This window comes from Vibrio frigidus (assembly GCF_042465995.1).
Classification (GTDB): Bacteria; Pseudomonadota; Gammaproteobacteria; order Enterobacterales; family Vibrionaceae; genus Vibrio.
The window spans coordinates 41541-55055 of the sequence record NZ_JBCDMC010000001.1; the positions used below are offsets into that span (position 1 = coordinate 41541).

Genomic DNA, 13515 nt, shown 5'->3' on the forward strand with positions numbered 1-13515 from the left:
TTATTTCCACTTTTCTCGGCTCGCAAGTGCGCGAGAATGGCCTCTATCACGTAAAAGATAAAAAGGCGTCCACTAAGGCATAATGCCGTTCATTTAAGACAAAGTAGTCATCGTCATTATTCCCGTGAAAACGGGAATCTAGGTGGGTTTAGATCCCCATTTTCATGGGGATGACGTTGGTTTTCGTGAAAATAGGTCAATTTTTATCGGGATAACACGTTTAGATAACATTAACCAAACAGCATTACCCCCTAAGGAACGCCTTTAAGTGACTGAGTTGTCGTTATTATTGAGTTGCTTCTCTACATACCTTTTTTTGTATCGCAGGGGGGGCAATTTCATAGTGACTCAACGTCATATCAAAACTGCCTTCTCCCCCTGTAATAGCGCGAATACGACGCGAATATTCTTGTAGTTCATTTATAGGCGACTTCGCTTTAAGAAGGGTGAAATTATTCGCTTCAGGCCGGCTCCCCTCGATTAATCCTCTATTACCCGAAAGATCTCCGGACACATCCCCTACGCAGTGTGTAGGGATATGAATATCCAATTGCACAATGGGTTCTAGCACAATGGGGTCAGCATTACTGACTGCATCTAAAAATGCCTTTTTACCCGCAATAACAAAGGCGATCTCTTTAGAATCAACCGAATGATACTTTCCGTCATATACCGTTACTTCAATGTCCTTAATCGGATTCCCAGAAATCGCACCCTCATCGATAGCTTGACGCACGCCTTTTTCTACGGCCGGGATGAGAGAAGTAGGGATTGCACCACCAACGACTTTATTTACAAACTTAAAACCAGCCCCTCGAGGCAGAGGGCAAACCTTGAGCTGAACCTCTCCAAACTGTCCAGCCCCACCACTTTGCTTCTTATGGCGATACATTCCTTCTGCTGGTTTTGTTACGGTTTCAAAATATTCAACACTGGGTTGACTGGTTTCTACCTCTAGTTTATAAACCATGGCCATTTTCTCTAAGGCCACTTTTAGATGGAATTCACCCTGACCACTTATTAATGTTTCGTTTGTTCTTACTCGATGTTCTATTCGCAAAGACGGATCTTCGGCAGAAATGCGATTTAATATTTCAGATATTTTTTTCTCATCTCCACGCTTTTTAGGCGTCACGGCTAAACTATACATGGACTGCGGGAATGTCAGCGTACGCATATGTATGCCATCTTCTTCGTGAGAATCATGGATCACAGAATCGAAATGAAGGTCATCCACTTTGGCCAACACGCAGTAGTCTCCGGCAATGGCTTTTTGTATCTCTCTTCTTTGTTTGCCTTGTAACTGATAAAGATGCCCGACTTTAAACGCCTTATTATTTTCACCAATGTAGAGTTGGCTGCCTGCATTTATCTCACCTTGAAATAGGCGAACATAAGCCAGTTTTCCCATATAAGGGTCCACGCTAACTTTGTATACATGCGCGACACTATGTTCTAAAGACTCACAGTTCACTTGAACTTGCTTGCCTTTTTTTTCTAACAACGGTGGGTTACCCTCATTAGGCATTGGCATAATTTCAGCGAGCGTTTTTAACAATAGATCAACTCCAGCCCCTGTATCAGAAGAGACAAAGCAGATTGGAATAACGTGTCCAGTCCTTAATGACTCTTCAAATGGATCATGCAATTGATTGGGGTTGAGTTCAGAGCCCTGTTCCAAATAGATTCCCATTAAATCTTCGTCGACTTCTATCACTTGATCAATCAAACGTTCATGAGCCGCTGTCACGTCATCAATAAGCGTCGCTTTTTCATATTCTGGGGAAAAATAGCAATCAACTACTGAGGTACTATCTTCAGAAGGTAAATTAATTGGCAAACAAGCATCACCAAAATGCTCTGCAATATTAGCCATTAGTTCAACGATTTTATTGGCGTTTAAGTCGATTTTATTTACCACGATCATTTGACACTTTTTTTGTTCTTTAGCAAAAGTAAATAATCTATCGGACACTTGGTTTAGAGGGGTATTTGCATCGAGTACGAGAGCCGTAGATTCAACGGCAGGAAAGATACTATAGGTTCTACCCAGTAGTTCTGCCTGCCCGGGAGTATCGATGTAGTTCATACGATGGTTGTTCCAACACAACGAAACCGGGGTCGCTTCTATACTGTGCTTGTACTGAATGGATAATGGATCAAAATCGGTGACCGTATCTCCCTTCTCAACAAAACCAAGCGAACTAATGGTTTTTGATTCAAAAAGAAGACGCTCTATAAGGCTTGTTTTACCGGTACCAGTTTGACCTATAAAAGCGATATTACGGATTTTATTTATGGGCATGATGAACTCCTAAAATTTCGTGAACAGTTTTTAAAACAAAACATCTTCGGAGCTGGCGGTCTCACCGCCTACTCGTCTTCCACGTCATTTTTCGGATAGCCATATACAAAGTTGATCCTTTAACTCGGTTACCTATAACTAGCTTGAACCTATTCCCTTAAAAATAATGTGACTTAATTCATAGCTGTAACAACGCCGCAAGAGCAAAACGCTAATCTGTCACCCGAGTAGAGCGAGGTATAAACCGATTAAGACGATCTAGGTCTCTATTTTTTGAAAACACCGCCTCTAGTTCCAACTGAATACCCATATTTAATTTATGATCCAATTCCCGGGGAGCATCAACTTGTGGTGTAAGAGATAGGTAAAGCCAATTACTGTAGATTTTTTGGCGCCAAGATGCGGATACCCACGAGTTAGCGACTTCATCTGCCTGATTTGGTTCAATACTAACGCCTGTGGAATATTCCAATAAATGATTATTACTTAGACGATCGAAATACTTAAGTTGAAATAATAACTCCCAATTATCATCCTCATAAATATATTGCGCACTTGATCCTACTTTAAAAATCTTAGAATCATTTTCTGTTAAGGCGTGATAAAAGTTCAATTCGGTCAATGAACCAGATCCTAACGAGTGATAATAAAATACGTCTTGTTTAAACTGCGCTGTCCAGCTCTCAGAGAAATCTTCAACTCTACGAAGTTCAGCCCTTACAAATGGGTCAAACGGCAGGCGTATTTTGACGCCCAAATCAAGATTGGTACGCCAATTGTTAAGCTCTTCATCTTGTAATCGAACGCCTCCTATCGCGCCATCAATACTATTTTTTGACGCATCTGACGTTAAACCCCTTTGCTTACTTTCTAAAGAGTCATAGTCGTCTGGATCGGTTTCTAAGATTATATTCCAATTGTTTTTTACGTGAGGTAAGTCAATACGAATAGAAATGCTCTCATCGGAGTTAAAATAGCCATAATGGCTATATTCTGAACGATACTTAATTTTGAAATAGCTCTTATTGGTTAGTGCCTCTTCATCATCTTGCTTCGCCAAACCTTGATCCAAAAAAGCACTAAAATCATGCACAGTCTCAGAGAAATAATCTTCTGTATCGTCGATCCAGGAGGTCTCGTCTTGATAAGAAAAATCGGTCGATAATTCTTGATGATCTTGTCCTGCTGATAACATGGTTATATCCATGCTTTGTGAAGACTGACCATGAACTGCAGGTACGAAGAATAACATTGACATTGTAAGAATAAATCGGTGACCGATGTTCTGTCGGCCCATCACCTTTGGACAGAATAGAATCTCATTGATATCACTAGTACATTCTAATATCTTCAATATCTCTTTTCTTTTTTTGTTATTATTTTTTAATTGTAGCTGATTTGTACACAAAGCTGTTGTTTACAAGCGATTTACTCCGTATTTTTTGGATTCGTACATCGGTAACGACGCTTTTTATCAAACGGAGTATTAATAGTTATTGGACCTGTTCTAACAACTCATCTAGATTTAGTACTATCACTCATTCATAACTCAACTGATTATTTTATTGTATGCTAACTAAAACATTGTCAATTTGTATCGCATCTATTGCTTCATTATTCCCTATTTGTTCTCAAGCAATGGCAGGGGCAAATGGAGAATTTACTGTTGGTCTGGGCCCAGTACCACTTGGCGACGTGGTGATGACTTCACACTGCAATGAGGACGTCTGTAGCTATGAGACTCGGGTTAAAGGTTCTTTTATGTTTATTGGTGCTAAAATCAACGAAAAAGGCACATATAAAAAAATTGATAGGCAAGTCGTTCCTGTCACCACTCAATATGCCGAAAAAATAGGGTCAAAGAAGAGAGCCTTTACCTATGATTTTTTAACACGAAAAATAAAAAATAAAAAAAATAATACACAAACCGACATGCCCGATAATGTTTACCCTTTTATGCCTTTAATCAATCAAGTTATTCTCGATCTACGTTCTGGTGGGCCAAGAGAATACTATGAGTTTCTTTCTAAACAAAAAATAAAGCGCGCCACTATTACGGCTTACACCAAAAAATTGACGAAGAACGGTACTCTCCACCATTTTGTTGGTAAAGGGAAAGATGACGAACTTGAGTTTTTTTTCCTTGAACACGATGGCAATATTGGGCTAGAAAAAATCGCCTTTGGTAGCTTCCACATGTCTAGGAAATAGTCATGTAGCGCAATAATAACACGGCCATATTCAACGGCCTTTTCTGCCATTTAACGTTTCTGTGAAAAACCATAAGTTATTGTTAACTATGTCCAACTTTTTCATCTAACAATGCTAAACTTGCTTTGCTAATCAGCTAAAACAATTTGGGGATACGAACAGATGATCAACTTAGCCGTCATTGGAACCAACTGGATATCAGAGAAATTCGTCGAAGCCGCTAGGCAAAGCAATCAGTTCACATTGACTGCCATTTATTCACGTCAATTAGAGAGCGCTCACGGTTTCGCAAAAGAACATCAAGTCCCTGATTGCAACTTCTACAATAGCCTAGAAGAACTCGGTGCGGATAAAAGCATTGACGCGGTCTACATAGCCTCACCCAATAGTTTGCACTGTGAACAGGCCATTCTTATGATGGAACATGGTAAACATGTCATTTGTGAGAAGCCTATTGCTTCCAATATAAACGAAGCAAACCAGATGTACGACGCGGCAGAAAAATATAATGTCATTCTTTTTGAGGCGTTTAAAACCGAATTTTTACCCAACTTTGAAGAGCTCAAAATGAGCCTTGCCTCAATAGGCAAACTGCGTAGCGTTCATTTAAGCTACTGCCAATATTCATCTCGCTACCAAAAGTACCTCAATGGTGAGAATCCAAATACATTTAACCCAAAATACTCTAACGGTTCAATTATGGACATCGGTTATTACAACGTTGCGGCCGCCGTCTCTCTATTTGGTAGGCCAGATGCCATTCAAGCCAGCGCGAAATTGCTAGAGTCTGGCGTTGATGCTCATGGGACCGTTATTCTTGAGTACCCTAACTTCATCGTGTCTATTCAACATTCAAAAGTGTCTGACGGCAATATTGCCAGTGAGTTACAAGGTGACGAGGGCGTAATTTTAATCAATCACCTATCCGAATGTACCGGATTTACTATCCAAAAAACCGATTCAAACCCGCAAACCGTTCACGTTGGACAGGAAGAAAATTCGATGATCTACGAAGCTATCGCCTTTGCAGAGCAAATACGCGATGGTTCGATGAATTACGCCTACGTACAACGCTCATTAGAAGTAGCCGAAGTCATCACTGAAATACGTAAGCAAACTGGCGTCGTTTTTCCAGCTGACAAATAGGCCGGCGGAGATATGGTCGGGTCAATGGATAGTTTAGATAACGAAAAGTTGACCCGATAAACGGCATAACAGTATGGTAGCGATGAAAAAACAAATACTCATATTTGGTGGCTTAGGTAACCCAGAACATTCAGTCATAAAACTCTATCGAGAGCTTATGATAGAGTTATATTCGCATTACTCATTGATCGCTATCGATCCAACTCCAGATCATGAAAGTGCACGAAAAGAGCTAAACAACCAAACGGGTATCGCCTACCACCATAGCTATTCATCCTTTGATAGTTATTCAAGATCTTTGGGGTTAAACTCCCTTTCCGCCGTTTTTATTTTAACGCCGGTAATCTACCATTTGGATATCTTAAAACAGCTAAAATCCACCGTTTCCGACAGTGATTGTCTAATCGTAATTGAAAAACCGTCTTTTTCACTGAGCGAAATTGAGCAAGGTTTTAACCAAATATCTAAAGAGATGAAAGAACATGGTAATCGGTTTTACTTCATCGATACTGCAATGGTCACTCCCCCTTTAATCGACTTTACGACCCATCCGGATATCCCAAACAATACATTACCCAACAAGATCATCGCTGTTGGTGTCGACAACCCAATCAATCCTCACCCTTTGATCGAGGAATTTGGGTTCAACAACAAGATAGCCGCGCTTAATGAGAGGCAACTTCTTAATTTGGCCACTAACGGCGGAGCTGGATTTGGCCTCGACATGGGCATACATGCTATCGCGGGATTCATGACGCTTTTAGAGAAATTACCCATTTCAATCACCAACATTACGTTGGATAACGTGATTCTGGAAGCTCTCCACCACCCCGACTTGATGAGGGACCGAAACGCCGAAACGTATATGCTTTGTGCTGGCAATATAATGTCTGCTGAAGCCGAGATAGCGTTTGTCATTGAGGGTGGAAAAGGAACCGATACTTGGGACCGTCGCCTAGAGCTTTATTATGATAACTGCGTTGTCGTGCTGGGGTTTGGTACACTCAAATATAATCCGTATATCTGTTCATTTTCAGACGCCATAATCCATCGAAATGAATACAAGGTTCATCATTCTGGTTATGTTCAACATTTCATTGATATTAGAAGCTTGCTTGGCTTAAGTCAGACAGAAGCGCTGATAAGCCCAGAGTTAAGCGAAAAGATTATGCGCAACTCAATGATGTTAATTAGGGATATCTATCAATTTGCATCGAATTCAACCACTCAAATTCGAGACATAAATATAGTTAATAGACACGAGAATACATTACTTAACACACAAGAGACTCATATTAGAGCACAGCTAAATCAAATGTTAGAAGCAACACTGTGAATCCATTCATCTACATTTACTCGGTAGCACGCATTCATCATTCATAAGCGTCTAAAACTGCTCAGTAGCAAGCATCACTAAAGTACATCCTTCAACAACGTCAATGCCTTGCTTGGCAGCTTGAGTCATCAAATTTTGATTCTCAGTTCCTGGATTCAGGATGATACGCTTTGGTGATAACAACAATATCGACTCGATCATGGGTTCTAAGCGTTGTGCACCGACATAAAGGGTCAATGTATGCACCTCTCCTGATAGCTTTTCTAATGTATCTACGAGTTCTATCTGGGAAAGCTCTATTTTTTTAGGTGACACACCCACAAGATTTGCAAATCCATTCTCAAGCAGTTTTTGGTACGCTTTGAAACTGTAACGTTCGGCTTTATCAGAGATGCCTAAAATTGCAATTTTCTCGCGGGTATCAGTAATCATTAAACCTGTTCCTTATTATTCCGTAACGATAGCTTTCTCGTTTATAGCATTTGCCAATAACAGCTGTAAATACATTCGCATTGCAAACTTAGGTTAGATCAACTGCAATTACCTTGTTGTCTACCGTTACTTTATGTAACAGAAAGCTATCACAACCATTGAATATCAAAAATTCCGGAAGCGCTTGCTTAAGTGAAGACATAAAATCATCCACTTTCTTCAATCTCGGTTCCAGCACCAAATGATGTATATCTAGCCTTGATTCACTCCTCACAGCTTTACAGTCCATGCGTGCGACTAGCTGCCCATTCCATAATATTGGGAGCGAAAAATACCCGAATTTTCTCTTCGCTTCAGGTGTATAACATTCAATAAGATAGTCGAAATTGAATAGAGCTTGCATTCGTTTTCGCTGAATCAATAGGTTGTCAAAAGGAGATAGTATATGCAGTTTGTTGATCTGATAACGCTTGCTTAGTAATGAAAGCGTTTCGGGAAGAGTGTAATACTCTATCGCTGCGACGTTTATTATGATTACATCACCATTCTCTACTAACTCTTCTAAAACGGCGGTGATGTGCGGCTTAATGCCTTGAAGCAAATAGTTCATTTCTGCAAGCTGACCTATGCCATTCGCCTTTAAATAACGAAATACAAGGTGTCTAGCATACTCTTGAGCAGAAGGAATACGCTTATCTATATCTTGTGGCAATACACGTTCTGTCAAATCATAGGATTTTTGAAAATTCACTCGAGACGAAATCATCAAATCCCCTTGCATATACAGATTCTCTAGTGCCATTTTTGCGGGTTTATGTTGCCAAGCACCTAATTTATTCCCATCACCATCGAAGTCCCTTGCCATTAATGGGCCTTCTTTCTCGATTCTCAACAAAACATGATCCATTACGTCATGGTTACGTTTGTACCAATGACTTTGATGCCCATCTAAAATCGCGTGCTTTCTATAAAGACTGTAACGGAAATCTCGCATCGGTAAGTACGCAGCAGCGTGTGACCAATACTCGAATACTTGTTTGTCATTTACCAATGTATCTAAGTGGGTAGGTTGGTAACGAGGGTTTCTATTCCAAAGGGTGTGGTGGTGTGCTCTTTGGACAACAGAGATGGTATCCATTTGCACATAACCTAGGTGTTCAATAGCAGATAGAGTTGCCTCTAAGGCCGTTCCTTTTTGCTGTCGTGCTGGTAGCTTTTGAGATAACAGTACCAGTTTTCTTGCCTGTTGAAGTGATAGTGAGTCTGCCATGCTAATTATACAATCTCGGAAAGAGTACTCATAAAGAGACAATAACAAATAACCTGTAATTATCGATCACTATTTCATATGTGGTTTAGATATAACGTTTAAAATTTTTCAGTTTATAGTCCGCCACCTTTTATTTAAGGTGGCAGTATTCAAAAAAGCGGCGACTCAAGACTTAGTTTAAACTCACCTCAACATCAGATTTAATTATACAAGAGCATGCTAATACAAAGCCCTTTTCTATCTCTTCTGTCGTTAACGTTTCAACACTTGTACGTTCAACTTCACCCACTTTCACTTTACACTTACATGAACCACACATCCCACTTCGACATGCCGCGATAACGGGCACCCCTGCTTTTTCTAGCGAGTCAATCAGCATGGTGCCATATTCCGCATCCACTTCGACACCAAAGCTTGGTACCGATACCGAAACGACTTCGCTTTGTTCAACGCCATTTTTCTGGTCGATGTCACACATCTTTTGCTCTGGTGAGAAACTTTCTTCAAAAAAGTTCGTCATATCGAAGCTAAGAGCCTCAAGATAAGATTTGGTATCCTGCATGAACCCGACAGGGCCGCATAGGTAAGCGCTACGTTGATGAAGATCAGGACATAACCGTTCCAGCCATTCTTGGTCAAATCGACCCTGATGGTAATCCGTACCTTCGTTATCCTTTAGAAGCAGCTTCAAATGAAAATTTTGATGTGCATTTGCCAGAGCTTCAAGTTCAGCAAAATATATGGTGTTCTCTTTGTTTTTTGCTTGATGGATAAAGTCGATATCAAGATCGGCATTTTCAGAAAGCCACTGCTTTACCATCGATGTGACAGGTGTGATTCCGCATCCTGCACTCAGCATAACGACTTTCGATTGTGGTAAACAATCGACACTGTTAAAGCTACCAGCTGGTTTCAGAACCGTAACCTTATCTCCCACCACCAAGGTATCATTGATGTAATTGGAGACCTTTCCAGCTTTCACTCGCTTAACAGTAAACTGAAGCTCATTTTTCTTTGGTAACGAGCTAATTGAATAAGCACGATATTCGACACTTTCGACCAGAGAAAAACCAAGAGTGACGAATTGACCGGGCTTAAAATCAAACGTTATATCATCATCTATACTACCCAGCGAGAAGCTAACTGTATCAGGGGTTTCGCTCCACTTATCTTTACAAATAAGATCAACAGAATCGGTATGTTGCCACGCTAACATCACTAAATATCTCCAAGAACAAAAATAAAAAAGCCCGGTAATGAATGAACATTACCGGGAAAGTAAGCAAAGTAATTAAGCTGCTAGAATAGTTTTCAGATCATCTTCTACGTTGCTGATACTGCGCATATCGAATTCTTTTTGCATGATGGCTAACAGATTATCAGTTAAGAATGCTGGCGCCGTTGGGCCGGTGTAAATGCCTTTTAATCCTAATGCAAACAGAGTAAGAAGAATGACAATTGCCTTTTGCTCAAACCAAGAAAGAACCAGTGTTAACGGTAGTTCATTGATATCACAATCAAACTCTTTTGAAAGCGCGATCGCGAGCTGAATAGCAGAATACGCATCATTACATTGGCCAACATCAAGAAGACGTGGAATACCATTAATGTCGCCAAATTCACCTTTATTGAAACGAAATTTACCGCAAGCTAAAGTAAGAATGACGCTATCTTCGGGCACCTGAGCCGTAAAATCGGTGTAGTAGCTTCGTTCTGCTTTATCACCATCACAACCGCCGACTAGGAAGAAATGGCTGATATTGCCTTCTCTAACTTGCTCAACCACTGCTGGTGCAGCTGCCATTAGAGCGTTACGACCGAATCCTACTGTAATCATCTGCTCTATTTCATCGTGCTGGAACCCATCTTGCGCTAGAGCACAATCAATAACGGCACTGAAATCATCACCTTCAAGATGCGCGACACCCGGCCAGCCAACAATGCTGCGAGTAAATAGACGATCTGCATACTGGCCCACATTAGGATTAAGAAGACAGTTAGATGTCATTACAATTGCGCCTGGGAAATTGGCGAATTCTTTCTGTTGGTTCTGCCATGCACTACCGTAGTTGCCTACCAAGTGCGGATATTTCTTAAGTTCAGGATAAGAATGACCAGGAAGCATTTCACCGTTTGTATATACGTTGATGCCTTTGCCTTCTGTTTGTTGAAGAATTTTTTCTAAATCGTGAAGGTCATGACCTGAAACCAGAATAGCCTTACCTTTAACCGTTTTAACATTAACCTGAGAAGGCTCTGGGTGGCCAAATGTATCGGTTTCACCTTTGTCGAGCATCTCCATAATGCGGTAGTTAACGAGACCGATCTGCATTGATGTATCCAGTAATGCTTTCAGGTCGGTAGGGTCAGTGCCTAACCACGCCATAATTTTGTGATATTCGCCATACACTTCATCATCAGTTTGAGAGAGGACACGTGCATGCTCAAGGTAGGCAGCAGCACCTTTTAAACCATATAAACATAGAAGACGAAGACCAATCACATCCTCATGCTCACTTTCGTGACCACGATTCACGGCCGCTTGAGGAGCAAGCTCTATAATCGCTTGTTCGTCACTTGGTAGCTCAAATTTCGCGGCGGGAGAAAGCTCAGGGATTTCAAAATCAGTGACCATTGCAGCTGCACGCACTTTTTCTTCTAAACGTTGCTTAAAGGCATTTGATTGTTGAACGAATTCGATAACACGTACTGGGTCAAAGTTCACGTTGGTTAATGTCGAGAAAAACGCCTTGGGAGCCCACTGATCAATCTCCGTATCAATAACGTTTACAGCGCGACCTAACTCAGCCCAAAACGACACACCTTGAAGGGAATACACCAACACATCTTGAAGGTCAGAAACCTCAGCGGTTTTGCCACACATACCTTGCGTATATGAACAACCTTTACCGATTGGTGTTTGAATTGTTTGTTCGCATTGAATACAAAACATTTTAAAGCTCCAGTTAGTCTAGTTATTCCATCGACTCTTATAGGATTTGAAAACGGTCGATGGTCATTTAATTTACCCCAACTAAAGCACTATCCATGCCAATAACTATCTATTTGTTTTTATTGCATTATTACCAAAATCACTTCACGTAACGATGTAAAAAAAACATCATTTACGATGTCATTTTCACATCCCTATGGATTGTCGTTACTTTACACCCAACTTTTTACCCATTCGATACAAGTTTCCTCTGTCCATTTGAAGGAATTCAGCTGCTCTGGCCCAAATACCATTCGATTCTAGTAGTGCATGCTCAATAAGTTGCCTCTGAAATGACTCAACCGTTTCTCGCATTGGTTTAGGTTCTCTATGGAAGAAAGGTTGTTCCTTATTCGCTTTTATCGGTTTTTCGTCCGCACCAAAATGCACTCGATTAATAACATATTCTTCTTGTTGAATCGCCCTCAAGCTCACCCTCATCAATGTATGCTCTAATTCTCGAACATTACCTAACCATGATTGGCCTTCCATATAATCCAAGCATCGAGGGTGTATATGCAAGTTGGGCAGGTTAAATTGACTCCGCACTTTGTCCAATATATGACCGGCTAAAACAGGGATGTCACCTGTTCTCTCGCGCAAGGGAGGAATATGAATAGGAAAAACATTCAACCGATGATAAAGATCTGGTCGAAATCGCCCCTCCTCTACTTCTTTTTCTAGATCTCTATTCGTTGCTGCGATAATCCGAACGTCTACAAAACTATTTTTGTCGGCACCGACTCTTTGAACCTCACCCTGTTGAATAACCCTAAGCAGCTTAGCTTGCAGATGAATAGCTAACTCGCCTATTTCATCGAGAAAAAGCGTACCACCATTAGCCAGTTCAAATTTTCCTGCTCGGTTACTTGTCGCCCCGGTAAATGCACCTTTCACGTGACCAAACAACTCACTTTCCGCAATAGATTCTGGTAACGCAGCACAGTTTACATAGATCATTGGCTTATCGCGGCGTTCTGATTGATCGTGTACACCATGGGCGACAAGCTCTTTGCCCGTACCTGTTTCACCAGAAATCAATACGGCATAATTTGACCTTGCAACCATAGAGATACTGTTTTTCAGATATTTCATCTGTGGACTGACTCCCACCAATTTGCCTTGCTTGTCTCTTGCTTGCTCAATAAGTTGTTGGTTTATCGATTTTTGCTGACGATTGGATTCTTGCAGGGTTTCAAATAACGCTATATTCCTCAGCGTCGCGGCGGCTAAGGCCGCAAAGGTCTCGATAGTAATAGTGTCTATCTTCTCGAATGCGCCAACTTCCAAAGCATCTAATGTCAATATACCGACCAATTTATCTTCAACATACAGACTACACCCCATGCAATCATGAACATCAATATGTTCATCTGGTGTTACCAAAAGTAGACCATCAAAAGGGTCAGGCAAATTAGATGATGCGCTAAATCGAGTGGGTTTTTTATTGGTGAGGATCTGCTCTAAGCGTGGATGATTCTGCGGGAAAAACTTTCGACCCAAAACGGACCTGGATAAACCACTGACTGCTACCGGGATAAGAAAACCTTTTTTATCCAATATGAACAGTGCACTAGCATCGCAAGGAAGCACCTGATTTACCGAATCTATCAATTTTTGATAGTGTTGTCCTTTGGGTAATGAGGAGCTTAGGTCAAGAGCTATCTGTAAAAGCACTTTATCTAGGGATGGCTTCATTAATATCTCAGATGATTATTTTTCTGGATACGTATGATGTCTTTTTTACATCAACCATGAATTGATTCAAAACAAGATTTTCTAACAATACGCCTTGTGGAATAAAAACAGATAGCTCGACTCAA

The 13515-nt window shown here is 40.8% G+C and carries 10 protein-coding genes; 3 read left to right on the plus strand and 7 right to left on the minus strand.

The genetic code is table 11. The features are described 5' to 3' along the window. Positions 1-286 precede the first annotated feature (286 nt). On the minus strand, positions 287-2305 hold the full coding sequence (gene fusA / locus AACW90_RS00190; RefSeq protein ID WP_390229265.1) for an elongation factor G: 2019 nt from the start codon (positions 2303-2305) through the stop codon (positions 287-289). A gap of 211 nt (positions 2306-2516) precedes the next feature. After that, positions 2517-3659: a hypothetical protein gene (locus AACW90_RS00195; RefSeq protein ID WP_390229267.1), complete on the minus strand. Its 1143-nt coding sequence runs from the start codon at positions 3657-3659 to the stop codon at positions 2517-2519. Positions 3660-3874: 215 nt separating this feature from the next. On the opposite strand from AACW90_RS00195, the gene AACW90_RS00200 reads away from it, so the two are divergent. The 3 genes from AACW90_RS00200 to AACW90_RS00210 all read left to right on the plus strand — a co-directional run bounded on the left by AACW90_RS00200 (position 3875) and on the right by AACW90_RS00210 (position 6998). Further along, positions 3875-4516 (plus strand): hypothetical protein, encoded by a 642-nt coding sequence (locus AACW90_RS00200; RefSeq protein ID WP_390229269.1) that lies wholly within the window; start codon positions 3875-3877, stop codon positions 4514-4516. Positions 4517-4678: 162 nt separating this feature from the next. Next, positions 4679-5662 carry a Gfo/Idh/MocA family protein gene (locus AACW90_RS00205; RefSeq protein ID WP_390229271.1) on the plus strand — a complete coding sequence of 328 codons (984 nt, stop codon included), beginning with the start codon at positions 4679-4681 and terminating at the stop codon, positions 5660-5662. 82 nt (positions 5663-5744) lie between these two features. Next, the gene (locus tag AACW90_RS00210) at positions 5745-6998 is read left to right on the plus strand and encodes a hypothetical protein (protein WP_390229273.1); all 1254 of its coding nucleotides are present in this window, start codon (positions 5745-5747) and stop codon (positions 6996-6998) included. Positions 6999-7049: 51 nt separating this feature from the next. On the opposite strand, the gene AACW90_RS00215 is transcribed toward AACW90_RS00210, so the two are convergent. The 5 genes from AACW90_RS00215 to norR form a co-directional block, all read right to left on the minus strand. Further along, positions 7050-7430: a CoA-binding protein gene (locus tag AACW90_RS00215; RefSeq protein ID WP_390229275.1), complete on the minus strand. Its 381-nt coding sequence runs from the start codon at positions 7428-7430 to the stop codon at positions 7050-7052. 88 nt (positions 7431-7518) lie between these two features. After that, positions 7519-8700, minus strand: coding sequence for a winged helix-turn-helix domain-containing protein (locus AACW90_RS00220; protein ID WP_390229277.1), 1182 nt, complete (start codon positions 8698-8700; stop codon positions 7519-7521). 172 nt (positions 8701-8872) lie between these two features. Continuing rightward, positions 8873-9916, minus strand: coding sequence for an FAD-binding oxidoreductase (locus AACW90_RS00225; protein ID WP_390229279.1), 1044 nt, complete (start codon positions 9914-9916; stop codon positions 8873-8875). A gap of 75 nt (positions 9917-9991) precedes the next feature. Beyond that, positions 9992-11653 (minus strand): hydroxylamine reductase, encoded by a 1662-nt coding sequence (hcp, locus tag AACW90_RS00230; protein WP_390229281.1) that lies wholly within the window; start codon positions 11651-11653, stop codon positions 9992-9994. A gap of 207 nt (positions 11654-11860) precedes the next feature. Further along, complete coding sequence (norR, locus tag AACW90_RS00235) at positions 11861-13390, minus strand: nitric oxide reductase transcriptional regulator NorR (RefSeq protein WP_390229283.1); 1530 nt, start codon at positions 13388-13390, stop codon at positions 11861-11863. Positions 13391-13515 lie beyond the last annotated feature (125 nt).

What these genes read in the sequence shown, in the direction of transcription:
- fusA (WP_390229265.1), bottom strand. Translation starts at nt 2,305, where the DNA reads ATGCCCATAAATAAAATCCGTAATATCGCTTTTATAGGTCAAACTGGT.
- AACW90_RS00200 (WP_390229269.1), top strand. Translation starts at nt 3,875, where the DNA reads ATGCTAACTAAAACATTGTCAATTTGTATCGCATCTATTGCTTCATTA.
- AACW90_RS00205 (WP_390229271.1), top strand. Translation starts at nt 4,679, where the DNA reads ATGATCAACTTAGCCGTCATTGGAACCAACTGGATATCAGAGAAATTC.
- AACW90_RS00210 (WP_390229273.1), top strand. Translation starts at nt 5,745, where the DNA reads ATGAAAAAACAAATACTCATATTTGGTGGCTTAGGTAACCCAGAACAT.
- AACW90_RS00215 (WP_390229275.1), bottom strand. Translation starts at nt 7,430, where the DNA reads ATGATTACTGATACCCGCGAGAAAATTGCAATTTTAGGCATCTCTGAT.
- AACW90_RS00220 (WP_390229277.1), bottom strand. Translation starts at nt 8,700, where the DNA reads ATGGCAGACTCACTATCACTTCAACAGGCAAGAAAACTGGTACTGTTA.
- AACW90_RS00225 (WP_390229279.1), bottom strand. Translation starts at nt 9,916, where the DNA reads ATGTTAGCGTGGCAACATACCGATTCTGTTGATCTTATTTGTAAAGAT.
- hcp (WP_390229281.1), bottom strand. Translation starts at nt 11,653, where the DNA reads ATGTTTTGTATTCAATGCGAACAAACAATTCAAACACCAATCGGTAAA.
- norR (WP_390229283.1), bottom strand. Translation starts at nt 13,390, where the DNA reads ATGAAGCCATCCCTAGATAAAGTGCTTTTACAGATAGCTCTTGACCTA.